Origin of the sequence: Pseudonocardia sp. CA-107938 (assembly GCF_050936315.1) — a bacterium.
GTDB lineage: Bacteria > Actinomycetota > Actinomycetes > Mycobacteriales > Pseudonocardiaceae > Pseudonocardia.
Map to the genome: position 1 here is coordinate 3827646 of NZ_JBNJNA010000001.1, position 23315 is coordinate 3850960.

The 23315-nt window shown below is 72.9% G+C and carries 24 protein-coding genes; 13 read left to right on the forward strand and 11 right to left on the reverse strand.

What is annotated here, in order from left to right:
* Positions 1-69 precede the first annotated feature (69 nt).
* On the forward strand, positions 70-2190 hold the full coding sequence (locus ACQEVB_RS19045; RefSeq protein ID WP_432973028.1) for a malate synthase G: 2121 nt from the start codon (positions 70-72) through the stop codon (positions 2188-2190).
* Between the two features lie 105 nt (positions 2191-2295).
* Here the strand turns inward: ACQEVB_RS19045 and ACQEVB_RS19050 are convergent, their stop codons facing one another.
* A complete protein-coding gene (locus ACQEVB_RS19050; RefSeq protein WP_432973031.1) occupies positions 2296-3117 on the reverse strand; it encodes an SAM-dependent methyltransferase in 822 nt (273 codons plus the stop codon).
* Positions 3118-3157: 40 nt separating this feature from the next.
* Here ACQEVB_RS19050 and ACQEVB_RS19055 point away from each other — a divergent pair, with 40 nt between their 5' ends.
* Positions 3158-3667: a GNAT family N-acetyltransferase gene (locus ACQEVB_RS19055; RefSeq protein ID WP_432980444.1), complete on the forward strand. Its 510-nt coding sequence runs from the start codon at positions 3158-3160 to the stop codon at positions 3665-3667.
* Here the strand turns inward: ACQEVB_RS19055 and ACQEVB_RS19060 are convergent.
* Genes ACQEVB_RS19060 through ACQEVB_RS19080 form a run of 5 tightly spaced genes read right to left on the reverse strand, consistent with a single transcriptional unit; the run spans position 3636 to position 7715 of the window.
* Positions 3636-4913: an ABC transporter substrate-binding protein gene (locus ACQEVB_RS19060; protein WP_432973034.1), complete on the reverse strand. Its 1278-nt coding sequence runs from the start codon at positions 4911-4913 to the stop codon at positions 3636-3638. The two genes, ACQEVB_RS19055 and ACQEVB_RS19060, sit on opposite strands and share 32 nt — an antisense overlap.
* Positions 4910-5737, reverse strand: coding sequence for a carbohydrate ABC transporter permease (locus ACQEVB_RS19065; RefSeq protein WP_432973037.1), 828 nt, complete (start codon positions 5735-5737; stop codon positions 4910-4912). Before ACQEVB_RS19065 ends, ACQEVB_RS19060 begins: the two co-directional genes overlap by 4 nt.
* On the reverse strand, positions 5734-6633 hold the full coding sequence (locus ACQEVB_RS19070) for a carbohydrate ABC transporter permease (RefSeq protein ID WP_432973040.1): 900 nt from the start codon (positions 6631-6633) through the stop codon (positions 5734-5736). The genes ACQEVB_RS19065 and ACQEVB_RS19070 overlap by 4 nt, the downstream gene beginning before the upstream one ends.
* Before the next feature lie 57 nt (positions 6634-6690).
* A complete protein-coding gene (locus tag ACQEVB_RS19075; protein WP_432973043.1) occupies positions 6691-7311 on the reverse strand; it encodes a DUF998 domain-containing protein in 621 nt (206 codons plus the stop codon).
* On the reverse strand, positions 7308-7715 hold the full coding sequence (locus ACQEVB_RS19080) for a hypothetical protein (RefSeq protein WP_432973046.1): 408 nt from the start codon (positions 7713-7715) through the stop codon (positions 7308-7310). Before ACQEVB_RS19080 ends, ACQEVB_RS19075 begins: the two co-directional genes overlap by 4 nt.
* A gap of 72 nt (positions 7716-7787) precedes the next feature.
* On the opposite strand from ACQEVB_RS19080, the gene ACQEVB_RS19085 reads away from it, so the two are divergent.
* The 5 genes from ACQEVB_RS19085 (at position 7788) to ACQEVB_RS19105 (ending at position 12351) form a co-directional block, all read left to right on the forward strand.
* Positions 7788-8720, forward strand: a complete 933-nt coding sequence (locus tag ACQEVB_RS19085; protein WP_432973048.1) for a LysR family transcriptional regulator — start codon at positions 7788-7790, stop codon at positions 8718-8720.
* Between the two features lie 155 nt (positions 8721-8875).
* Positions 8876-10570, forward strand: coding sequence for a sodium:solute symporter family protein (locus tag ACQEVB_RS19090; protein ID WP_432973051.1), 1695 nt, complete (start codon positions 8876-8878; stop codon positions 10568-10570).
* 27 nt (positions 10571-10597) lie between these two features.
* Positions 10598-10855, forward strand: coding sequence for a hypothetical protein (locus ACQEVB_RS19095; RefSeq protein WP_432973054.1), 258 nt, complete (start codon positions 10598-10600; stop codon positions 10853-10855).
* A 294-nt stretch (positions 10856-11149) separates the two neighbouring features.
* Positions 11150-11671, forward strand: coding sequence for a gamma carbonic anhydrase family protein (locus ACQEVB_RS19100; RefSeq protein WP_432973057.1), 522 nt, complete (start codon positions 11150-11152; stop codon positions 11669-11671).
* Positions 11671-12351, forward strand: coding sequence for a uracil-DNA glycosylase (locus ACQEVB_RS19105; protein ID WP_432973060.1), 681 nt, complete (start codon positions 11671-11673; stop codon positions 12349-12351). Before ACQEVB_RS19100 ends, ACQEVB_RS19105 begins: the two co-directional genes overlap by 1 nt.
* Positions 12352-12428: 77 nt before the next feature.
* On the opposite strand, the gene ACQEVB_RS19110 is transcribed toward ACQEVB_RS19105, so the two are convergent.
* Positions 12429-12626, reverse strand: a complete 198-nt coding sequence (locus tag ACQEVB_RS19110; protein ID WP_432973063.1) for a hypothetical protein — start codon at positions 12624-12626, stop codon at positions 12429-12431.
* A 68-nt stretch (positions 12627-12694) separates the two neighbouring features.
* Here ACQEVB_RS19110 and ACQEVB_RS19115 point away from each other — a divergent pair, with 68 nt between their 5' ends.
* The gene (locus ACQEVB_RS19115) at positions 12695-12946 is read left to right on the forward strand and encodes a hypothetical protein (RefSeq protein ID WP_432973066.1); all 252 of its coding nucleotides are present in this window, start codon (positions 12695-12697) and stop codon (positions 12944-12946) included.
* A gap of 14 nt (positions 12947-12960) precedes the next feature.
* On the opposite strand, the gene ACQEVB_RS19120 is transcribed toward ACQEVB_RS19115, so the two are convergent.
* Positions 12961-13869: a LysR family transcriptional regulator gene (locus tag ACQEVB_RS19120; RefSeq protein WP_432973069.1), complete on the reverse strand. Its 909-nt coding sequence runs from the start codon at positions 13867-13869 to the stop codon at positions 12961-12963.
* An 80-nt stretch (positions 13870-13949) separates the two neighbouring features.
* On the opposite strand from ACQEVB_RS19120, the gene ACQEVB_RS19125 reads away from it, so the two are divergent.
* A complete protein-coding gene (locus tag ACQEVB_RS19125; protein ID WP_432973071.1) occupies positions 13950-14783 on the forward strand; it encodes an oxidoreductase in 834 nt (277 codons plus the stop codon).
* A gap of 51 nt (positions 14784-14834) precedes the next feature.
* Here the strand turns inward: ACQEVB_RS19125 and rpmB are convergent, their stop codons facing one another.
* A complete protein-coding gene (gene rpmB, locus ACQEVB_RS19130; RefSeq protein WP_432973074.1) occupies positions 14835-15059 on the reverse strand; it encodes a 50S ribosomal protein L28 in 225 nt (74 codons plus the stop codon).
* Between the two features lie 140 nt (positions 15060-15199).
* Between rpmB and ACQEVB_RS19135 the strand changes: the two genes are divergently transcribed.
* Positions 15200-16243 carry an SAM-dependent methyltransferase gene (locus tag ACQEVB_RS19135; RefSeq protein WP_432973077.1) on the forward strand — a complete coding sequence of 348 codons (1044 nt, stop codon included), beginning with the start codon at positions 15200-15202 and terminating at the stop codon, positions 16241-16243.
* Positions 16240-17253 (forward strand): tryptophan--tRNA ligase, encoded by a 1014-nt coding sequence (locus tag ACQEVB_RS19140; RefSeq protein ID WP_432973080.1) that lies wholly within the window; start codon positions 16240-16242, stop codon positions 17251-17253. Before ACQEVB_RS19135 ends, ACQEVB_RS19140 begins: the two co-directional genes overlap by 4 nt.
* Positions 17254-17343: 90 nt before the next feature.
* On the opposite strand, the gene ACQEVB_RS19145 is transcribed toward ACQEVB_RS19140, so the two are convergent.
* On the reverse strand, positions 17344-18429 hold the full coding sequence (locus ACQEVB_RS19145; protein WP_432973083.1) for a methyltransferase: 1086 nt from the start codon (positions 18427-18429) through the stop codon (positions 17344-17346).
* Positions 18430-18511: 82 nt separating this feature from the next.
* On the opposite strand from ACQEVB_RS19145, the gene ACQEVB_RS19150 reads away from it, so the two are divergent.
* Positions 18512-20104, forward strand: coding sequence for a DAK2 domain-containing protein (locus ACQEVB_RS19150; protein ID WP_432973086.1), 1593 nt, complete (start codon positions 18512-18514; stop codon positions 20102-20104).
* The gene (gene recG / locus ACQEVB_RS19155; RefSeq protein ID WP_432973089.1) at positions 20104-22287 is read left to right on the forward strand and encodes an ATP-dependent DNA helicase RecG; all 2184 of its coding nucleotides are present in this window, start codon (positions 20104-20106) and stop codon (positions 22285-22287) included. The genes ACQEVB_RS19150 and recG overlap by 1 nt, the downstream gene beginning before the upstream one ends.
* Before the next feature lie 87 nt (positions 22288-22374).
* On the opposite strand, the gene ACQEVB_RS19160 is transcribed toward recG, so the two are convergent.
* On the reverse strand, positions 22375-23172 hold the full coding sequence (locus ACQEVB_RS19160) for a hypothetical protein (RefSeq protein ID WP_432973091.1): 798 nt from the start codon (positions 23170-23172) through the stop codon (positions 22375-22377).
* Between the last annotated feature and the right edge of the window lie 143 nt (positions 23173-23315).

A 23315-nucleotide genomic window follows, 5' to 3' on the forward strand; every position in this document is an offset into this window, starting at 1 on the left:
GGCAAAGCGTACGACGGCACGGGTCATTCCGCAATGCGGAAAACATTATCCGTATGCTAGAATCTAGCCGTGGCTGCCCTGGAGATCGACCCTGCCCTGCGCGCGTTCGTCGCCGACGAGCTGCTGCCCGGTCTCGACATCGACTCGGAGCTTGACTCGGCGCGCTTCTGGAGCGTGCTCGACAGCCTCCACCAGCGGTTCGCCGGGCGCATCACGGAGCTGCTCGCGCGCCGCGACGAGCTGCAACAGCGCGTCGACGCCTGGCACACCGAGCACGGCGCCGACCCGGCGGGCTACGAGGAGTTCCTCGCCGAGATCGGCTACCTCCTGCCGGTCGAGGAGCCGCAGATCGACGTCGCGAACGTCGACGCGGAGATCGCCACCATCGCCGGCCCGCAGCTCGTGGTGCCCGCCACCGTGCCGCGCTACGCGCTGAACGCCGCGAACGCCCGCTGGGGCTCCCTCTACGACGCGCTGTACGGCACCGACGCGCTCCCGCAGACCCGCGAGCTCGCCCCCGGCTACGACGAGCAGCGCGGCGCCGAGGTCATCGAGGAGGCCGACCGCCTGCTCGACGAGCTGTTCCCGCTCGCGTCCGGCAGCCACGCCGACGCGACCGCGTACACGGTCAACAACGGCCGCCTCGTCGTCCACACCGGTTCGGGGGAGGCCGGGCTGGCCGACGCCGACCAGTTCGCCGGCTCCACCGAGGGCGGCGTCCTGCTCGTGCGCAACGGGCTGCACGTCGAGCTGCGCATCGATCCCGAGCACCGCATCGGCCGCCAGCACCACGCCGGCGTGGCCGACGTCGTGCTGGAGTCGGCCGTCACCGCGATCGTCGACCTCGAGGACTCGGTGGCCACCGTCGACGGCGCCGACAAGGCGAACGCCTACCGCACCTGGCTCGGCCTGATGACCGGCGCGCTCACCGCGACGTTCGAGAAGGGCGGGCAGACCGTCGAGCGCACCGTGCACGGCGACCGCGAGTGGACGGCACCGGACGGCTCCCCGCTCACCCTGCCGGGCCGCGCGCTGCTGCTGGCCCGCACCGTCGGCCATCACATGACCAGCGACGCCGTGCTCGTCAACGGGCAGGAGGTCGCGGAGGGCGTCCTCGACACGCTGGTCGTCGCCACGGCGGCGCTGCACGACCTGCGCGGCCTCGGCCGGTTCGCCAACTCCCGCACGGGCAGCGTCTACATCGTCAAGCCCAAGCAGCACGGACCCGACGAGGTGGCGCTCACCGTCGAGCTGTTCGCCGCCGTGGAGGAGGCGCTGGGGCTGCCGGCGCGCACCCTCAAGATCGGCATCATGGACGAGGAGCGGCGCACGTCGGTGAACCTGGGCGCGTGCATCGCGCGGGCCGCCGACCGCGTCATCTTCGTCAACACCGGGTTCCTCGACCGCACCGGCGACGAGATCCACACCGACTTCCTGGCCGGCCCGGTGGTGCGCAAGGACGCCATGAAGTCCACCGAGTGGCTCACCACCTACGAGGACGCGAACGTCGACGTGGCGCTCGCCGCGGGCTTCGCCGGCCACGCCCAGATTGGCAAGGGCATGTGGGCCAAGCCGGCCGCGATGGCCGCGATGCTGGAGCAGAAGGGCGCTCAGCCGCTCGCCGGCGCGAGCACCGCGTGGGTGCCGTCGCCGACCGCGGCCACCCTGCACGCGCTGCACTACCTGCGCACCGACGTCGCCGCCCGCCAGCGCGAGCTCGCCGGCCGGGGCACCGACCGGCGCGGCATGCTCACCGTGCCCCTGCTCGTCGACCAGCTCTCCGACGAGGAGAAACGCCACGAGCTGGAGACCAACGCCCAGTCGATCCTCGGCTACGTCGTGCGCTGGGTGGGCCTCGGCATCGGCTGCTCCACGGTGCCCGACCTGGAGGGCGTCGGCCTGATGGAGGACCGCGCCACGCTGCGCATCTCCAGCCAGCTCATCGCCAACTGGCTGCACCACGGCATCGTCGACGAGGCCGGCGTGCGCGCCACCTTCGCGCGCATGGCCGAGCTCGTCGACGAGCAGAACGCGGCCGAGCCCGGCTACCGGCCGATGGCGAAGGACCTCGACGGCAGCGAGTCCTTCCAGGCGGCGCTGGAGCTGGTGTTCACCGGCCGCACCGAGCCCAACGGCTACACCGAGCGCGCACTGACCCACTGGCGGAAGCGGGCGAAGGCCGGCGCGTAGGCGGCGCCGGCCCGCGGACCTCACACACGGTTGGGCCCGTTCACACATGTCCGGACGTGTGTGAACGGGCCCAACCGTGTGTGACGTCGTGGGTGTGGCGCGCCCTCACGGCTTGCGCGCCGCCACCCCGTAGACGGAGATCTTGGCGTCCGGCACCTCGGACATGACCGAGCCCTCGTCGGGGCGCCACCGGTGCACGACGACGACGCCCGGCTCCAGCACGTCCAGCCCGTCGAGGAACAGCTCGTGCAGCTGCTCCTTGCTGCGCAGGTGGGTCTGCACCCCGCCGCCCGCGTAGCCGGCGGCGGCGCCGCGCACGGTCTCGGCGTCGAGGTCGAGGGTGATCTGGGACAGCGCGAGGCAGCTGCCCGACGGCACCGAGTCGAGGACGGTGTGGACGAGCCGGGTGGCGGTCTCGTCGTCGAGGAAGTGCAGCAGCCCGATCACCGACAGCGCGACGGGCTGCGTCAGGTCGAACATGCCGGTCAGCTCGGGCGAGTCGAGGATCGCCTGCGGGTCGCGCGCGTCGGCCTGCAGGTAGGTGGTGCGGCCGCGCGGGTCGCCGTTCATCAGCGCTGCCGCGTGGGCCAACACGATCGGGTCGTTGTCGACGTAGAGGACCCGGGCGTCGGGGGCGACCTCCTGCACCACCTGGTGCAGGTTGGGCTCGGTCGGGATGCCGGTGCCGACGTCCAGGAACTGCCGGACGCCCAGCTCGGCGAAGTGCCGCGCGACCCGCGTCATGAACGCCCGGTTCGCCCGCACCGCCAGCCGCACCGCAGGCCAGGCCCGCTCCGCGGCGTCGGCGATCGCACGGTCGGCCGCGTAGTTGTCCTTGCCGCCGAGCAGGTAGTCGTAGGCGCGGGCGCTGTGCGCGCGGTCGGTCATCAGGTCCGGCTCGGGTCCCCCCGGCGAGCTGGTCGTCATGGCCTCCATCGAACACCACCGGCCGTACTGTCGACGCGTGATCGACGTGCGAGCCGTGCCCATCGACCATCCCGACGCGCAGAAGCTGATCGCCGAGCTGTACGCGTTCTACGGCGAGACCTACGGTGACACCGGCGACGAGACCGTCGTCGCGGTCGACGACTTCGCCCCGCCGCGCGGCGCGTTCCTCGTCGGGTACGTCGACGATGAGCCCGTCGCGTCCGGCGGGTGGCGGGCCCGCGACGCCGACCCCTCCGACCCGGCCGTCCGCGACGGCGACGCCGAGGTCAAGCGGATGTTCGTGGCGTCGCACCGGCGGGGGCGCGGGTACGGCCGGGCGATGCTCGCCGCGCTGGAGCGCAGCGCGCTGGCAGCCGGCCGCACGCGGGCCATCCTCGAGACGGGCACGCCGCAGTCGGCCGCGATCGCGCTCTACACCGCGGCCGGCTACGCACGGATGCCGTCGTTCGGGCACTACCGGGCGTCGCCGATGAGCCGCTGCTACGCGAAGGCGCTGCTCAGCGCGCCACCTGCTGCCAGCCCTCGGTGAGCTGCGCGCGCAGGGTGGGCAGGTCGATCCGGTTGCCCAGGTAGCGCTGCAGCGCCGGGGTGGCGATCCGGTCCTTCCACTGCGGGTAGCGCTGCACCGACTGGAACGGCGCCCGCACCATGTGCTGCGCGCCGGCCAGCGTGCCGGCCCAGCCGTTCTGACCGTGCGTGGCCGCGGCGACGGCCGCCCGCGCGGGCATCGACGACGGGATCAGCCACTCGCCCTGCGTCAGCGCGGCGAGGTTCGCCGGCTGCACGACGTGCTCGACGAACCGCGCGGACTGCGCGATGGCCGGGCTGTCGACCGCCACCGACAGCACCTGCGGGTTGGCGGACTGCCGCGCCGACGTCGGGTCCGCCGAGCCGGAGAGCGCCGGCAGCACCGTCCAGTGGAAGCCGGGCGGCGCGGTCTCGGTGAGCTGCTGGGCGAGGAAGCTGCCGCCGACGATCATCGCGTAGCGGCCGTTGAGGAAGCCCTTCAGCACGTCGGAGCCGCTCTGGGTGAGCGAGGTGGTGTCGAGCGACCCGTCCACCCACGCCATGTCGTGGATGCGCCGCGGCACCTCCAGCTCCGCGTCCCCGACGGCGAACGTGACGGCGTCGCCGCTGCCGCTGAAGAACCCGCCGCCGAAGTTGAGGCCGAGCGACATGACCGTCGCCGTCGGCTGGCGCAGCCCCCAGCCCAGGCCCTTGTGGGTGTCCGTGGTCGCACGGCGCGCCAGGTCCGCCAGCGCGTCCCACGTCAGGGTCTGGCCTTCGGGCACACCGACACCGGCGAGCAGGTCCGTGTTCGCGAACACGACGTAGGACTGCATCATGATCGGCACGCCGACGATCCGCCCGTCGACGGTCACGGTGTCCCACAGGCCCTGCGGGATGGCGGCGCGCAGCTCGGGGGAGAGGTACGGGGTCAGGTCGGCCACGTAGCCCTGCCGGGCGAAGCCGGTGATGTCGACCGACTCGTCGTGGATCACGTCAGGCGCCGAGCCGGACATGAACTGGGTGACGAGCTGGTTGTGCACCGAGTCGAAGCTGCCCTGGTTGAGCCGCACGGTGATGTCGGGGTGGGCGGCGTTCCAGTCCGCGACGATCCGCTTGGTGGCCGCGACGGTGGGGTTCTGGAAGGCGAGGCTCTGGAACCGGATCGTGGTCGGTCCGGTGGTTTGCGGGGTGGGCGGCACCGTGGCGGTGGCGCAGCCGGCCACGGCGACGAGCCCCGCGACGAGCGCGGCGAGCGTGCGGATCATCCCTTCACCGCCCCGGAGACCAGGCCGGACGTGAGCCGGCGCTGCACCGCGGCGAAGAACAGCAGGCTGGGCACGGTGGCCAGCAGCGCGCCCGCGGCGAGCGCGCCGAGCTGCACCTGCCCCTCGGAGCTGACGAACCGCGACAGCGCCAGCGGCAGCGTCACCTTGTCCGGGTCCTGGATCAGCACGAGCGCGAAGAAGAACTCGTTCCACGACGAGATCAGCGTGAACATCGCCGTCGCCACCAGCCCGGGGGCGAGCAGCGGCGCGACGATGCTGGCGAGGATGCGGGTGCGGCCGGCGCCGTCGACGGCCCCGGCCTCCTCGACGTCGCGCGGGATGGCGGCGATGTAGCCCTGCAGCATCCAGAGCGCGAACGGCAGCGCGTACACGGCGTGCACGAGGGTGAGCCCCCACAGGCTGTCGGTGAGCCGGAACTGGCGCAGGATCAGGAACAGCGGCAGCACCACCAGGATCACCGGGAACACCTGGCTGACCAGCACCCACCCGTTCGCGACGATCTTGAGCCGGGTCCGGATCCTGGCCAGCGCGTAGGCCGCCGGCAGTGCCATGACCAGCACGGCGAGGGTCGCGCCGAGGGCGACGCGGGTGCTGTTCCACGCGGCGGTGCCCAGGTCGGCGTCGGTCGCGGCGGCGGCGAAGTTGGCGAGCGTCGGGTTCGCGGGCAGCAGCCCGGTGCCGCCGATCGCGAGCTCGGCGGCCGGCTTCAGCGCGCTGGACAGCAGCCACAGCAGCGGGAAGCCCAGGAAGACCAGGTACGCGGCGAGCGCGAGGTACTGGGCGGGGCGGCCGAGCGCTCTCATCGCTGCCCCCGCAGCTGGGAACGCAGGTAGAACAGCAGGAACCCGACGATCAGCACCACCATCACGTTGCCCATCGCGGCGGCCCGCCCGAAGTTGCCGGCGCCGAACGCCTCGTTGTAGGCGAACAGCATCGGCAGCATCGTCTGGCCGCCCGGCCCGCCGGCCGTCAGCACGTACACCAGCCCGAACGAGTTGAACGCCCAGATGAAGTCGAGCGTCGTGACGGCGACGGCGACGGTCCGCAGCCCCGGCAGCGTGACGTGCCAGAACCGCCGCCACAGCCCGGCCCCGTCGACGGCGGCGGCCTCGTGCAGCGTGGGGTCGATCGCCTGCAGGCCGGCGAGCAGCGTGATCGTCGTCTGCGGCATGCCCGCCCACACGCCGACGACGATCACGGCGGGCAGCGCGGTGGCGAAGCTGCCGAGCCAGTCGACGCCACCCACCACCCCGTACTGCGGGTTGAGCAGCAGCCGCCACATGATCGCGATGATCACCGGCGGCATGGCCCACGGCACCAGCGCGAGCGTGCGGGTGAGCCAGCGCAGCCGCAGGTCCGCGTTCAGGAGCAGTGCCAGACCGAGGCCGGCGCAGAACTGCAGCACCGTCACCGACAGGGCCCACACCAGCCCGATGCGGAACGACGACCAGAACAGCGTGTCGTCGAGCAGCGTGACGTAGTTGTCCAGGCCCGTGAACGACGTGACGACGTTGCGGCCGGCGCGGCTGTCGGTGAAGCCCAGCGCGAGCCCCTGCAGCAGCGGCCACACGGACAGCAGCGCGACGGGCAGCAGCGCCGGGAGCAGCAGCGGCCAGGCATCGCCGCCGCGGCGCCTGCGCGGTGGCGCGGATCCGGCCCGGCGGACCGCCGGCCGGCTCAGCTGGGCAGCGTCCACCATGCCGTCGTCCCCCCACCGCCGTTGGTCCGCCGACGGTGACACGTCGACGCGCGCCGATCAACCGGTCGGCGCTCCACGTGCGCGATCCACGGCGAGCACCGTGAGCCAGGCCAGACCGACGACGAGGCAGAGCCGCTGCAGGAGCCCGCCGACCGGCAGGAGGACCGGCTGCTGGGCGAAGCCGAGCGCGGCGAGCACGAACAGCGCGAGGAACGCGACGGCCGAGACCAGGCCGTACCGGGCGAACCCGCGCCGATGCTCCCCGCGGGCCGCGACGAGGGCCGCGATCGGCAGCCCGAGGAACACCAGCGCCGAGAACGCCCGGTGCAGCGTGCCGCGCACCGTCGGGACCGGCGCCAGCGGCGTTCCGGGCGGGTACCCGTTGATCGGGTCGCAGGTGAACAGGCCGGCGCCGAGCAGCCCGATGCCGACCAGCCCGACGAGCACGGGCAGCCACCGCCCGGAGCCCGACCGCCGCAGCCCGACGGCGAACGCGAGCACCAGCAGACCGGTGACGAGGAAGTTCGCCGCCTGCGTCCAGCCCGCGTCGCCGATCGCCAGCGAGCTGACGGGGTGGCGCAGCGGGCTGTAGTCGGCCCGCAGCGCACCCGCGACGAGGAACGCGATCACGAAGAGCGGGCCGGCGACCATGCCGCAGGCCAGCAGCGTGCGGGTCACGCGTCCAGCGTAGGGACCCTCTGCCCGGCCCGTGGCCCGATCCACCACGCGATGCCGGCGACGGCGTAGAGCGCCGGCAGCGCGATGACGCTGACCGGCCCGAGTGCCATGACCAGCCCCGCGAGCGCGACGGCGGCCGGAGTCGCCGCTGCTGCGGTCGTCAGCGCGACCCGCACGCCCCGCCGCGGATCCGCAGCGACGAACCCGGCGCCGACTCCGGCCACGCAGCCGATGAGCAGGCCGAGCCCGGTCGCGGCGAGCAGCCCGGCCGTCGGCACGGCCGCCGCGGCGATCAGCACCAGCGGAGCGGTGCCGACCACGCCGGCACCGGCCGCGATCCGCCGCGGCCGGCTGGTCGGGGTGCGGTGGCGGGAGACCTCGTGCAGGGTGCAGATCGTGTGCATGACACCAGCCTGACCGCCATCAACCAACAGGTCCATTTCACGTTTGTGGACGCGAACCTGTAGCCTGGCTGCATGATGGACCGCCGGATCCACGTCCTGCGCGTCGTCCACGCGCTCGGCACGATCACCGCCGCCGCCGCATCGCTGCACCTCACCCCGTCCGCGGTCTCCCAGCAGCTGCGCGGGCTCGCCCACGAGCTCGGCGTCCCCCTGCTCGAACCCGACGGCCGCCGCGTCCGGCTCACCGAGGCGGCGCACGTCCTGCTGCGCCACGCCGACGACCTCGCCGCCGGCTGGGAACGCGCACTGGCCGAGCTGGAGGCCGCCACCGACCTGCCCGGCGGGCCGTTGCGGCTGGCCGGTTTCCCGTCCAGCCTGGACCTGCTCGTCCTGCCGGCCGCGCGGCGGCTGCGCCGGACCCATCCCCGGCTGGAGGTGCGCATCTCCCAGCTGGAGCCGGCCGAGGCGTTCGAGCGGCTGCTGACCGATGAGCTCGACCTCGCCGTCACCACGCCCGCACCGGCCGGCCCGAGCGTCGACGACGCCCGCTACGAGCAGGTCCACCTGCTCGACGACCCGCTCGACCTGATCGTCCCCGCCGACCACCCCCTGGCCGGCCGGACGAGCGCTGCCCTCGACGACGTCGCGCACGAGCCCTGGGTGCTCGCCGCGCCCGGCAGCTGCCCCCAGCACGACCTGGTCACCGCGGCGTGCCTCTCCGCCGGGTTCAGTCCCCGGATCGCCCACGAGGTGACCGACTGGCCACTCGTCGTGGCCATGGTCGGCCACGGCTTCGGCGTCTCCCTCAAACCACGCCTGGTGCCCGCCGAGCCCACGGTCCACGTGATCCCCCTGAGCGGCCCCAGCACCCCGCACCGGCGGCTGCTCGCCGGCCTGCGCCGTGGCAGCCGGGAGAACCCCCGCGTCGCCGTCGGCCTGCAGGCGCTCCTGGAGGTCGCCGGCGCCGAGCCGCACGTGGATCACCCTGTCCTGCGCACCGCCTGATCATCGGCCGGCGACGCTGCGGCCCGTAGCTCCGTCGGGCGAGGATTGATCACGATCCCGACGCGCCGCGCGCCTGCGGTGGCGGCGACCCGTTCGAGGGCACATGATGCGTCCCGCGCACGGGGCGCACGAACGCATCAGGGGGCACACGGACGATGACGACGGTGCTGGCGCAAGCGGTCGATACCCGCCTGGACACGGCCTGGTACGACTACGTGTTCATCGTCTTCTACTTCGCGCTGGTGCTCGGCATCGGCTACGCGGCGCGCAGATCGGTCTCGTCCAGCCTGGACTTCCTGCTGTCGGGCCGCTCGCTGCCGGCGTGGGTGACCGGGCTGGCGTTCATCTCCGCCAACCTCGGCGCGCTCGAGCTGATCGGCATGACCGCGAACGGCGTGAAGTACGGCGTGCCGACCGTGCACTACTACTGGATCGGCGCGATCCCGGCGATGGTGTTCCTCGGGATCGTGATGATGCCGTTCTACTACGGCAGCAAGGCCCGCTCGGTGCCGGAGTTCCTGCGCAAGCGGTTCAACCCCACCACCCAGCGCGTCCAGGGTGTGGCGTTCGCACTGGCGTCGGTGCTGATCGCCGGGGTCAACCTGTTCGCGCTCGGCCTGGTGATGCAGGCGCTGCTGGGCTGGTCGCTGGCCGTGGCGATCCCGGTGGCGGCGCTGGTGGTGCTCGCCTACACGTTCCTCGGCGGGCTGTCGGCCGCGATCTACAACGAGGTCCTGCAGTTCTTCGTGATCCTCGCCCTGCTCATCCCGCTGACGGTGGCCGGCCTGGTCCGCGTCGGCGGCTGGGACGGGCTCAAGCAGAAGGTCGCGGCCGCCGGTTTCCCCGACGACCTCTCGTCGTGGCCGGGCACCGCGCTCACCCAGATCGACAACGGCTTCCTGTCCGTGGTCGGCATCGTGTTCGGCCTCGGGTTCGTGCTGTCGTTCGGCTACTGGACCACCAACTTCGCCGAGGTGCAGCGCGCCCTCTCGGCCAGGAGCATGTCGGCCGCGCGGCGCACGCCGATCATCGGCGCGTTCCCCAAGGCGCTGATCCCGCTGGTGATCGTGGTGCCGGGCATGGTGGCCGGGGTGCTCGTCCCGCAGCTGGTGGAGCTGAAGAAGGCCGGCGGGAACGCGCCCGACGGCGCCGTCACCTACAACGACACGCTCACCCTGCTGATGGGCGAGGTGCTGCCGAACGGCCTGCTCGGTGTCGCGCTGGCCGGCCTGCTCGCGGCGTTCATGGCCGGCATGGCGGCCAACGTCAGCTCGCTCAACACCGTGTTCACCTACGACCTGTGGCAGGACTGGATCCGGCCCGGCCGCTCCGACCGCTACTACCTGCAGGTCGGTCGCGCCGTCACCGTCATCGGCTGCCTGCTGGCCATCGGCACCGCGTTCATCGCGAGCGGCAGCCAGAACCTGATGGACTACATCCAGAGCCTGTTCAGCTTCTTCAACGCGCCGCTGTTCGCGATCTTCATCCTGGGCCTGTTCTGGAAGCGGATGACCGGTCCCGCCGGATGGACGGGCCTGGTCGCCGGCACGGCCGCGGCGTTCACGATCGACCGGCTGGTCGCCGGCAAGGTCATCGACGTGTCGAGCCAGGCCGGCAGCTTCATCGGCGCGGCCGCGGCGTTCGTCGTCGGCGTGCTGGTCGCGGTGGTCGTCTCGATGTTCACCCGGCCCAAGACCGACGAGGAGCTGCGCGGGCTCGTGTGGTCGCTGACGCCCAAGGAGGCGCGCACCCACGAGGCCACGGGCGAGGACGCCGGGTGGTACCGCTCGCCGACCACGCTCGGCGCGATCGTCCTCGCGCTGACCGTCGTCCTCTACATCGTCTTCTGAGCAGTCTTCCGATCGGGGAGGTAGACCATGGCTGATCTCGAGAAGGAGACCGCGGGCGACGAGGAGGTCCCCAGCGCCGCGTCGACCCTCTTCGACCTGCGCACGGTGATCGCGCTGCTGTTCGGCGTCTTCGGCCTGCTGCTGGTGATCATCGCGATCACCGACACCCCGCAGGCGGAGCTGGACAAGTCCGGCGGGCTGCACATGAACCTGTGGTCCGGGATCGTGATGCTGGTGGTGGCCGCCGCGTTCTTCCTGTGGATGCGGCTGCGTCCCAACACCTGATGCGCGACACCCCCGCGCCCTGACGGGTCGGCGGGGGTGGTCGCTGGGGAGCGGACTGGCTCTGGATCTACCTCAGCGGCGCCGCAGCACCGGCTGCGGGTTGAACGCGATCAGCGTCCACTCGTCGAGGCGGCGCATGGCGCGGCGGAGACGGTCGGTCATGGAGTTCATTCCCTTCGGTGCGTCGTCGGTGTTGTGCGTGCACCCAGTACATCGCTCGACGTGTCTGGATCGTTCCAGATGATCAGGTGAGGCCGCTCACGGCCGGGAACGGGCGCCTCATAGGCTGACCCGATGCCCGTCTATGCACTCGGCGACAGCGAGCCGGACATCCATCCCGAGGCGTACGTGCACCCCGACGCGGTGGTGATCGGCAACGTCACGATCGGCGCGGAGTCCTCGATCTGGCCGACGGCGGTCCTGCGCGGCGACGACGGCCGCATCGAGGTCGGTGCTCGTACCAGCATCCAGGACGGCTCGATCATCCACACCACGGCGTTCGAGCCGACGATCATCGGCGACGAGGTGACGGTCGGGCACAACGTGCACATCGAGGCGGCACGGATCGGCAACCGCGCGCTCATCTCGTCCGGGTCGGTGGTGCTGAACGGCTCGTCGGTGGGCGAGGGAGCGATCGTCGCGGCCGGTGCGGTGGTCTCGCCGCGCGCGCAGATCCCGCCGCTCACGATGGCGATGGGTGTGCCGGCGCGCGTGCGCGAGGGCTACGAGGTCAACCCCGATCTCGTCCAGTACGCCATCGACAGCTACATCGCGCGGGGCAAGCGGTTCCGCGCGGAGCTGCGGAGGATCGGCTGATGGCCGCGAAGCCCCTCGAGGAGGTCGTCGAGGCCGGTTGGGCGCGGGCGCTGGCCCCGGTCGCGCCGGTGATCACGCAGATGGGCGAGTTCCTGCGCGCCGAGAACGCCGCCGGCCGCCGCTACCTGCCCGCAGGGGCCAACGTGCTGCGCGCGTTCCAGCAGCCGTTCGAGGCGGTGCGGGTGCTGATCGTCGGCCAGGACCCGTACCCGACGCCCGGGCACGCCGTCGGCCTCTCGTTCTCCGTCTCGCCGGAGACCCGCCCGCTGCCGCGGTCGCTGATGAACATCTTCCGCGAGTACTCGGAGGACCTCGGCCACCCCGCCCCGTCCACCGGCGACCTCACGCCGTGGACCGAGCAGGGCGTCCTGCTGCTCAACAGGTGCCTCACGGTGGCCCCCGGCGCCCCGGGTTCGCACCGCAACAAGGGCTGGGAGGCCGTCACCGAGCAGGCGATCCGCGCGCTCGTCGAGCGCGACGCCGACCCGCTCGTCGCCATCCTGTGGGGCCGCGACGCCCGCAACCTGGTGCCGCTGCTGCAGGACGTGCCGTGCGTCGAGTCCGCCCACCCCTCGCCCATGTCGGCGGCCAACGGCTTCTTCGGCTCTCGCCCGTTCAGCCGCGCCAACGCGCTGCTGGAGGAGATCGGCGGCGAGCCCATCGACTGGAAGCTGCCGTAGCAGCCCGGCCCGCGTCACCTGGGCGATGAACGACAACGCCCGGCGCAGCTCGTCCTCCCAGCTGGGCTGGATGCCCCTCACCGGGCGTCGCGGGACTCATGCACCTTGATCGCGGCGCGGTAGAGCGAGCAGGGCCAGACGTAGCGGCCCGATTGAGCGCCACCGGAGCATACGCGGCAGCGGCCCGTCCCATCGTCGGCGTGATCTCTCGCAAGGCGCTCGGCCATGCCCGGGTTGCCGGCAATCAAGGTGATGAGCGGATCGGCCTCCTCCACGGTGACACCTTCCCATAGTGGGAAGATGCTTCCCAGAGTGGGAAGGGGGTCGAACGTAGTGTCCGGCCGTGGACTTGGAGGCGATGCAGGCGGACGATCTCGTCCGGCTCGCCCGCGACGCCGAGACCTCCCGCAGGGAAGCCCTGGATCTCACTGGGCGCGCGTTGGCCGTCCTCCATGACCGCCACGGACTCTCCTGGCCAACGATCGAACGCCTCACCGGCATCCCGTCCTCCACGGCCCATCGCCGTGCCAGGGACCACCTCCGCGTGGAGGCCGACGACGACGGCCGGCGGTCGGGCGACGAGGCGCAGGGCTGACCGGGTACCGCGCGTCACGAAGCGTGCGGTGGCCGGCGGTGTGCTCCGGCCGAGCGCAGCAGGAACGCCCGGCAGGCCTGCGCCGCTGGTACGAGAGGCCGGTCGGTGCGGTGCAGGAGCCCGACGGGCCGCAGCACCGGTCCCGGGTCCACCTGGTGCACCGCCACGGGCCGGCCGGGTGCCTCGGCCACCGAGCGGGCCAGCAGGGCGACGCCCAGCCCGTGCGCGACGAGGTCGCGCAGCTGCGGCAGGCTGGCGCTCTCGAACGGGATGCGCGGAGTGAAGCCGGCATCGGCGGCCAGCTGTTCGAGGCGGGCACGCAGGCCGCTGGCCGGCGGCAGGCAGACGAACGGCTCGTCCCGCAGGGCGGTGATGGGCAGGGCGCCGGCCGTGGCCGTCGGGTGCTCTGGCGCTGTGATCAGCACCAGCTCGTCGGTGAACAGGTGTGCTGCCGTGACGTGCTCGGGCAGCTCGCCGGGCAGCGGGCAGATCGCCAGATCGATGTGGTCGTGGTCGAGGGCGTCCAGCAGTGCGGCGACCCGGCCCGGTCGCAGGACCAGCTCGACGTCCGGATGGCGGCGATGGAAGGCCGCGAGCGAGCTGGACAGGTCGAACGGGTCGAGCGCCTGGATCGCCCCGATCCGCACCCGGCCGATGTCCCCACCGGCGAGGAGTGCGAGGTCGGTGCGGGCGGCCGCAAGTTCGTCCTGGACGGCCCGAACCTTGGCCAGGAACAGCTCACCGGCGCGGGTCAGCTCGACCCGGCGCGTGGTCCGGCGCAGGAGGGTCACGCCCAGCTCGGACTCCAGCTTGCGCACCTGCGTCGACACCGCGGGCTGCGCGATCCGCAGATGCTGCGCCGCGCGACCGAACCCGCCGTGCGCGACGACGGCCTCGAAGTAGGTGAGTTGGCGCAGCTCCACGTCATTCATCATGCAACGCGATGAATGAGACGTCGAACCGGTCTTGGACGGGCGGGGACACGCCTTTCCATGATGAATGCATGGCAGATGTTTCCACTCTCCGATGGTTGATCACCGGAGGTTCCAGCGGCTTCGGACGCACCATCGCCGAGACCGTCCTCGCGCGCGGTGACGCCGCGGTCGTCACGGCCCGCGATCCGAGCAGGCTCGACGACCTGGCCGAGCGCGGGACCGAGACCGCGGCGCTCGACGTCACGCAGCCCGACCAGGTGCGCTCGGTCGTCGAGTCGGTCGCGGCCCGCGGCCCGATCGACGTGCTCGTCAACAGCGCCGGGTTCGGGCACATCGGCGCGCTGGAGGAGGTCGCCGAGCCGGACCTGCGCCGCGTGCTGGAGACCAACGTGTTCGGCGCGATCGCCATGACCCGCGCGGTCCTGCCGCACATGCGGGCCGCGCGCAGCGGCCACATCGTGCAGCTCTCGTCGGTCGGCGGGGTGATCGGCAACCCCGGCCACGCGGCCTACGCGACGTCGAAGTTCGCGCTGGAGGGCGCCTCCGAGGCACTGGCCGGGGAGGTCGCACCGCTGGGCATCCGCGTCACGATCGTCGAGCCCGGCCGCTTCCGCACGCGGTACGCCGGCACCAGCATGACCTGGGCAGAGCCGATCGCCGACTACGCGGGCACCCCTGCGGGCACGCTGCGGGAGCAGTTCGCCCAACAGGACGGCAACCAGCCCGGCGACCCGGTTCGCGCCGCGGCGATCATCGTCGACACGGTGCACGCAGGGGCGGCACCGCTGCGGCTGCCGCTCGGGCGCGTCGCCGTCGAGCGCATCCGCGAACGGCTGCACGCGCGACTCGCCGACCTGGACGCCGTGGCGGAGCTGGCCGTGTCGGCGGACTACCCAGGCTGAACACGACGAAGCCCTCCGGCCGCCGGCCGGAGGGCTTCGTGGAGGCTTCGGTCAGGCCGAGACGGCCCGGTGCACCTTGCCGGACTTGATGCACGTCGTGCACACGTTGATCTTCTTCGTGTTGCCGCCGTCGGCGACGCGCATGGTCTGGATGTTCGGGTCCCAGCGCCGCAGCGTCTTGGCCTTGATGCGCCGCTTCAGGGCGCCCTTGCCGAGGCGGGCGTTGCGCTTGCCGAAGCCTGGCGACTTGTCGCAGATCTCGCAGACTGCGGCCATGATGGTGAATCCTCTCCGTACCTGCTGAAGTGCGCGTGCCAGCGGTCAAGTCTACAGACCTGCTCCGGCACACCGCGTCGAGGGCGGCGTGCCCACCTGCGGCCGACCGCCCGGTCCGCCCCCGATGTTAGCGTCCGGCCGTGTCCGCCTCCGCGCCCGGGTCCGTTCTCTACTCCGCGTCCGAGGAGAACCTGGACACGGCGGGTCACGAGCTGCGCAGCGTGTTCGGCCGCGCGATCCGGCTCGAACGGATCGGACCGGACCTCGGTGCGGTGGAGGGGCCGTCGATCGCGGAGGTCGCGGAGGCCGCCAGCACGGGGCGGATGGCGTTCGTGCAGCACCTGGCGGTCGAGCGGGCCCGGCTGGCGCCCGGCGCCGGTCTCGCGGACGTCGTGGCCGCGGCCGTCGAGCTGGCCCCACCCGGAGCCGATCTCGCCGTGCAGGCGTGGGCGAGCGGCTCGCCGAAGGCCGGCTACGGCTCCGGTGAGGTCTTCGCGGGGGTCCGCGACGCGCTCGCCGAGCGCGGCACGACGGTCGGGCGGTCGGGTCGCGAGCTCGTCCTGTCGGTGTGCACGACGGAGCGCGGCGTGGTGCTCGGCCTGAACCGCACCGCCGACGCGCTCTGCGACTGGCCCGGCGGCCGGGTGCGCCTGGCCAAGGGCCCCGGCCACGTGTCGCGGGCGGAGTTCAAGCTGGAGGAGCTGTTCGGGCTCGTCCCCCTGGATCTCCCGAAGGGCGGCAACGCGGTCGACCTCGGCGCGGCCCCCGGTGGCTGGACGCGCATCGTGCGGCTGCGTGGCCCGCAGGTGTGGGCCGTCGACCCGGGCGACATGGACCCGCGCGTGCTCGGCGACCCGGGTGTCCACCACGTCCGCACGACGGCGGGGGAGTTCTTCCGGGCGACCGACCTGGAGTTCGACCTCGTCGTCAACGACATGCGGATGGACCCGCTGCTGTCCTGCGACGTGATGCTGGAGGCCGCGCAGCGGCTGCGTCCCGGCGCCCTCGCCGTCATGACGTTGAAGACGGGCACCCACCGCCCCCTGGAGACGCTGCAGCGGTGCCGGCAGCGCCTCGGCGCGCGCTACGACGTCGTCTTCGCCCGGCAGCTGCACCACAACCGCCACGAGCTGACGGTCGTGCTGCGTCGACTCCGAGGGCGCCGCGATAACGTGGCCTCGTGACGCAACGCAAGGTCTCGCTGACCGGCATCAAGCCCACCGGCGAGCCGCATCTCGGCAACCTGATCGGGGCGATCCGGCCGGCGCTGCAGCTGGCCGACACGTACGAGGCGATGTACTTCATCGCCGACTACCACGCGCTGACGACGGTGCGCGACGCCGCGCAGATGCGCCACTACTCGCGGTCCGTCGCGGCGACGTGGATCGCGGCTGGCCTCGACACCGACCGCATCACCATGTACCGGCAGTCCGACGTGCCGGAGACGTTCGAGCTGGCCTGGGTGCTCGCCTGCGTCACCGGCAAGGGCCTGATGAACCGGGCGCACGCCTACAAGGCCGCGCGCGACCGCAACGCCGAGGCGGGGATCGAGGACCTCGACGCCGGCATCAACATGGGCACCTACAACTACCCGGTGCTGATGGCCGCCGACATCCTGCTCATGGACACCGACGTCGTGCCCGTCGGCAAGGACCAGTCGCAGCACGTCGAGTACGCGGCCGACATCGCGAAGTCGTTCAACGCGCTCTTCGGCGAGACCTACCGGCTGAAGGTGCCCGAGCTCGTGCTGCCCGCCGCCGACGCCGGCAAGACCCTCCCCGGCACCGACGGCCGCAAGATGAGCAAGAGCTACGACAACACCATCCCGCTGTTCGCGCCGTCGTCGCAGCTCAAGAAGGTGGTGCGGCGCATCGCCACCGACTCCACGCCCGTCGAGGAGCCGAAGGACCCCGACAGCTCCTCGGTGTTCCAGATCCTCGAGCAGTTCGCCGCGCCCGACGTCGTCGCCGACGTGCGCGAGCGGCTCAAGGCCGGCGGCATGGGCTGGGGCGACCTCAAGAACATCCTCTTCGAGACCCTCGACCAGCAGATGGGCCCGCTCCGCGAGCGCTACGACGAGCTCATGGCGCCGGACAGCGACCTGGACGAGCGGCTGGCGGCCGGTGCGGCGAAGGCCAGGGTCCGCGCAGGCGAGGTGCTCGGCGGCGTCCGCGCGGCCGTCGGCATGGGCTGAGGCCGGACACGCGTCGAGAACGAACTTACGGTGATCAACAAGCCCTGTTGATCACCACAACTTCGTTCTCGACGCGTCGACCGGGCCTGCTCAACGCCGCCGCAGCACGTAGATGCGGGGGTGGTGGCCCTTGTTGAACACCTTCTGCTCGCTCACCGGGCGCCAGAGGTCCTTCGCGGCCGTGAGGCAGCGCGCCATGATCTTGATCTCGTGCGTGAGCACGACGAGCCGGGCGCCCGGTGCCGCGACGTCGTGGGCGCGCCGCAGCAGCAGGGTGTGCAGCTCCTCGTTGCCGGCGTGGTCGCCGATCTTGTCGCCCCACGGGGGATCGGAGAGCAGCACGTCGAACGGCCCGCCCGCAGCCCATTCCTGATCGGCGATGTCGGCGGTGAACAGCCGGGCGCGCCCGGTCAGCCCAGCGCCGGCGAGGTTCTCCTGCGCCGCGGCGATCGCGTCCGCCGCCAGGTCGACGCCGACGGCGACGCGGGACGGCGCCGCCAGAAGCCGCTCGACGAGGATCGTGCCCGAGCCGCACATCAGGGCCGCGACGCGGTCGTCGGGGGACGGGCGGGAGAGGCGCACCATCGCCGCGGCCACCGTCGCGTTGGCGGCGGCCACGTAGCCGGAGCGCCGCCAGGTCCGCGCCGAGAGCGGCCGGTTCCCCAGCCGCACCAGCACGTCCCAACCCTCGCCGGAGCGGCGGAACCGCAGCAGCGTGGTGCCCTCCTGCGGGTCGTGGCGCATCCGGGTTGCCGCCGCGATCTGGTCGGCGACCTGCCGGAATCCGGCGGAGTCGCGGCCGGCCGCGTCGATGCGGAACGAGCGCGACACGGCCCGCCGGTCGGCGTTGGCCGCGTCCCGCACCGTCTCGACGAGGCGGGGGAACTGGCGTCCGTCCAGCAGCGACGTCGGGCGGGGCACGTCCGCGTGCAGGACGAGGAACGGCGCCACGACCGTCCGCAGCGCCATCAGCGTGTGCAGGGGGCCCGTGACGGTCGCGGCGACGGCGTCCTCGCGCACGCTCGTCACCGGCTTGTCGCCCACGACGGAGCGCAGCTCGTCCCGAACGACGGCCTCCAGGCCGGGCAGGAACGTGAACTCGACCCGCCGCCCCACCTTCTCCGGCGCCTTCCGCGGGGGCCTGGCGCCGCGCGCCGAACGGGTGCCGCGTGCCACGAGGTGCCTTCCCTGGAGTTCGTGCTGTCGGCCCTGAGTGTGTCAGCGTGGAGCACCCGTACCACCGGATACCCTCCCCGGCGTGGTCCCCGCCCTCGACGCCCCTCTGTTCGTCCGGTGGGTGGCTGCGGCGGCCGACGGCCTGGAGCGGCACCGCGCCGAGATCGACCGCATCAACGTGTTCCCCGTCGCCGACGGCGACACGGGCTCGAACATGCTGCTCACGCTGCGGGCCGCGCTCGCCGAGGTGGAGGGCGCGGCCGATCCGGCAGCAGCGCTGGCGAAGGGTGCGCTGACCGGGGCCCGCGGCAACTCGGGGGTGCTGCTCTCGCAGGTGCTGCGCGGGGTGGCCGATGCCGTCGCCGACCGCGGTGACCTGGCCGCCGCGCTGGACGCCGCGTCCGTGGCAGCGCGCTCGGCACTGTCGCGGCCCCGTCCGGGCACGATCCTGACCGTCCTGGAGGAGGCGGCGGGCGCGGCCGCCGGGAAGGCCCTCCCCGCGGCCGCGGCCGCCGCCGCGGACGCCGCGGAGCGCGCCGTCCGCCAGACCACCGCGCAGCTGCCGGAGCTGGCCAGAGCCGGCGTCGTCGACGCCGGTGGGCTCGGCCTCTACGTCGTGCTCGACGCACTGGCCGGGCTGGTCACCGACCGCGAGCCGACCGAGACCGTGCCGCTGCCCGCCACGACCGGCCGCCCCCCGCTGCGCAGCCGGGAGGCACTGGTGGGGGATCGCGAAGGCGGTTCCGTCGACTTCGAGTACGAGGTCATGTACCTGCTCGACGGCGTGAACCGGCGCGCCGCCGACGTCCTGCGCGACGAGCTGGACGAGCTGGGCGACTCGGTCGCCGTGGTCGGCGACGGCGCCGGCACCTGGAACGTCCACGTGCACTGCAGCGACGTCGGCGCCGTCATCGAGGCCGGTCTGACGGTGGGTCGGCCGCGGCGGATCACGGTCGTCCGGTTCGGCGACACCCCGGCCCCGGGTGCGGCCCCGCCGGACGCCTGGTTCGTGAAGGCCAGGGCGGTGCTGATGGTCGTCACCGGTGCCGAGGTGGCCGAGCTGGCCGGGGAGGCCGGCGCCCAGGTGCTGGAACGCGATCCCGACCAGCAGGTCGGCGACGACGAGCTGGCTGCGGCCCTCGCGGCCACCCGTGCGCGGCACGTCGTGCTGCTGCCGGACGACGCCGAGCTCACCACGGTCGCCGAGAAGGCTGCCGCGAAGGCGCGCCGCACCGGCCAGGACGTCGTGGTGATTCCGACGTCGTCCGTGCTGCAGGGGCTCTCCGCACTGGCCGTGCACGACCCGCACCGCCGCGCCGGCGACGACGTCGTCGCGATGGCGGAAGCGGCCGCGGGCACCCGCACCGCCGGGCTGATGGTGGCCGAGTCGGAGGCGCTGACCTGGGTGGGTCGCTGCGAGCCCGGTGACGTGCTCGGCATCTCCGACGGTGAGGTGGTGCTCATCGCCCCCGATCTGGCTGTCGGTGCCCTGTGGTTGGCTCATCGCATGCTGACGGCCGGTGGCGAGATCGTCACGGCGCTGCTGGGCGCCGACGCCGACCCCGCGCTCGGTGAGGGCCTGGCGCTCGACCTGCGCCGCACCCACCCGGAGGTCGACGTGATCGTGCACCGCGGCGGTCAGACCGACTTCCCGCTGGTGCTGGGGGTGGAGTGATGCCGCAGTACGACCGCGCCGACCTCGACTCTCCCCTGGAGCCGCTGCTCGGCCGCAAGACGGCCGACCTGCTGGCCGCCCAGCTGGAGATCCACACCGTCGGCGACCTGCTGCGCCACTACCCGCGCCGCTACGTCGACCGCGGCAAGCTCACCGACATCGCCGGGTTCGAGATCGGCGAGCACGTCACCGTCATCGCGCAGGTGGAGTCGGCCAGCCTGCGCCCGATGCGGCAGCGCCGGGGCGAGCTGCTCAACGTCGTCATCCGCGACGAGAAGGGCGCCACCCTCGACTGCACGTTCTTCAACGGGCGGAAGGTCGGCCACGTCGTCAAGCCGGGGCTGCGGGCCGTCTTCTCCGGCAAGGTCGGTGTCTTCAACAAGAAGCTGCAGCTCACGCACCCGCAGTTCGAGCCGTTCGATCCCGAGGACGAGATCCGCCCGTTCGTCTCGGTGTACCCGGCCACGGCGAAGATGACGTCGCTGCAGATCGCCCGGTGCGTGCGGCAGGTGCTCGACATGGTCGACGACCCGACCGACCCGCTGCCGGAGAGCCTGCGCCGCCGCGAGGGCCTGGCCGAGCTGGGCCGCGCGCTGCGCCGCATCCACGTGCCCGAGTCGGAGGCCGACCACCACGCCGCGCGGGCCCGGCTGGTGTGGGACGAGGCGATGGGCGTCCAGCTCGCGCTCGCTCTCCGCCGCGAGGCCACCGCGCAGCGGCCGGCGCCGGCGTGCCCGCCGAAGCCGGGCGGGTTGGCCGAGGCGTTCGAGGAGCAGCTGCCGTTCACGCTGACCGAGGGGCAGCAGAAGGTGGGCGCGGAGATCGCCGCCGACCTCGCGCTGGAGCACCCGATGAACCGCCTCGTCCAGGGCGACGTCGGCGCGGGCAAGACGATCGTGGCGCTGCGGGCGATGCTGCAGGTCGTCGACGCCGGCAAGCAGGCGGCGCTGCTCGCCCCCACCGAGGTGCTCGCCGCGCAGCACGCGCGCTCGCTGCGGGCCATGCTCGGCCCGCTCGGCCAGGCCGGCGAGCTGGGCGCCGCGGAGCAGGCCACCAAGATCACGCTGCTCACCGGCTCGCTCGGCACGAAGGCCAAGCGCGCCGCCCTCCTCGACGCGCAGTCGGGCGAGGCCGGCATCGTCGTCGGCACGCACGCGCTGATCCAGGACCGCGTCGGGTTCGCCGACCTCGGCCTCGTCGTCGTCGACGAGCAGCACCGGTTCGGCGTGGAGCAGCGCGACGCCCTGCGCAGCCGCGGCGAGCTGGCCCCGCACATGCTGGTCATGACGGCCACCCCGATCCCGCGCACCGTCGCCATGACGGTGTACGGCGACCTGTCCGTGTCGGCCCTGCACGGCCTGCCCGGTGGCCGCTCGCCGATCTCCACCACGGTGGTGCCGCTGGCGGAGAAGCCGAGCTGGTTCGACCGGGTGTGGCGGCGGGTGCGCGAGGAGGTCGAGGCCGGTCACCAGGCGTACGTCGTGTGCCCGCGGGTGGGGGAGGCCGCGACGGAAGAGGACCCGGAAGAACCCCCTGAGGACGACGAGTCGGAGGAGTCGGCCCGCCGACCCCCGCTGGCCGTCCTCGACGTCGGACCCAAGCTGGCCGAGGGTGCGCTGCACGGGCTGCGGCTGGGAATCCTGCACGGCAAGCTCCCGGCCGACGAGAAGGACACCGTGATGCGGGCCTTCGAGCGCGGCGAGCTCGACGTGCTCGTCGCCACCACGGTGATCGAGGTGGGCGTCGACGTGCCCAACGCCACCGGCATGGTGATCCTCGACGCTGACCGGTTCGGCCTCTCCCAGCTGCACCAGCTGCGCGGCCGAGTCGGCCGCGGCTCGGCTCCGGGGGTGTGCCTGCTGGTCACCGACATGCCGGCGGCGAGCGCGGCCCGCGAGCGGCTCGACGCCATCGCCGGTACCACCGACGGGTTCGAGCTGGCCCGCCTCGATCTGGAGCTGCGCCGCGAGGGCGACGTGCTCGGCGCGGTGCAGTCGGGGCGGCGCTCCGGGCTGCGGCTGCTGTCGCTGCTGCGCCACGAGGAGATCATCGCGAAGTCGCAGGTCTACGCCATGGACCTCGTCGCGCAGGACCCCGGCCTCGCCGAGCACCCCGGCCTGCGCGCACTGGTGGCGGAGACGATCGGCGACGAGGAGCGCGCGGCCTACCTCGACAAGGTCTGAGTCAGCCCCCGGCGGCTGACGCATACGGTGGGGTGCTCACGCACATGGTCGAACATGTGCGCGGGCGCACCACGATGTGCGTGGGCCTCAGGCGGCGGGCAGGCTCCCGCGGGCCGCGGAGTCGAGCGCGGCCTTCGCCAGCCGCGGCACGTGCACGACGCCGGCCTTGTCGAGCTTGTCCAGCTCGGTGCGGGCCAGCGCGTAGGCGGCGTGGCGCTCCGGGTCGCTGTCGGAGTCGCGTGCGGTGGTGAGCAGCTTGACGACGCGCTCGATGGTGCGGCGTTCGTCGGCGGTGAGGCCGGAGAGGCGGATGCGCTCGGCGGCGTCGCGCGCGGCCTCCCAGGCCCGTTCGGCCTTGTCGACGGCGTGCGCGAACGCGACGGCGTGCGGCGGCGGCGGGAACTGGTCGGTCTCCAGCGCCTGGGCCTCGGCGAACGCGTCGACGAACCGGGCGGTGCTCGGCACCGACACGTCGGAGAGGGCGGGCAGCCGCAGCACGGCGAGGGTGTCGCACTCGTGAGCGGCGTAGGCGTCGCGCAGGGCGTGGAACCGGTTGCGGGTGCGCGCCCACACGAGGTCGGGCCGGGGCGGGGGCGCGGGGCGCATCATCGGGCGCGGCATCGGCGGCCGGGCGGGACCGCGGTACGGGCCGGCCACCGGGCGGCGCGCCTGCGCCTGCCGCAGCCGCCGGCGGCGCCGCCGCCCGGACCCGGAGACGGCGTGGACGAGCCCCACCCCGAGGAGCACCGGGACGATCGGCGACATCAGGGTGCCCACGATCGCGAACCCGACCGCGGCGGTGACCAGGGCGGCCGTCCCCATGGTGATCAACATGACGAGCGCGAGGATCACCAGCGCTCGCGCGGGCGGGAACGAATGCCGCATTCGGGCCTCCTCGCGGAGTCGTCGGCCTTCCGCGAATGCCACTGCGTGAGCGTGGTGCCGCATCATTTCTTGGTACCCGAGACCTACGGCGCTCGCAGGGGCCGATCGGGTGCACCGGCCCCCGCCCGGTGGGGCATGTGGGG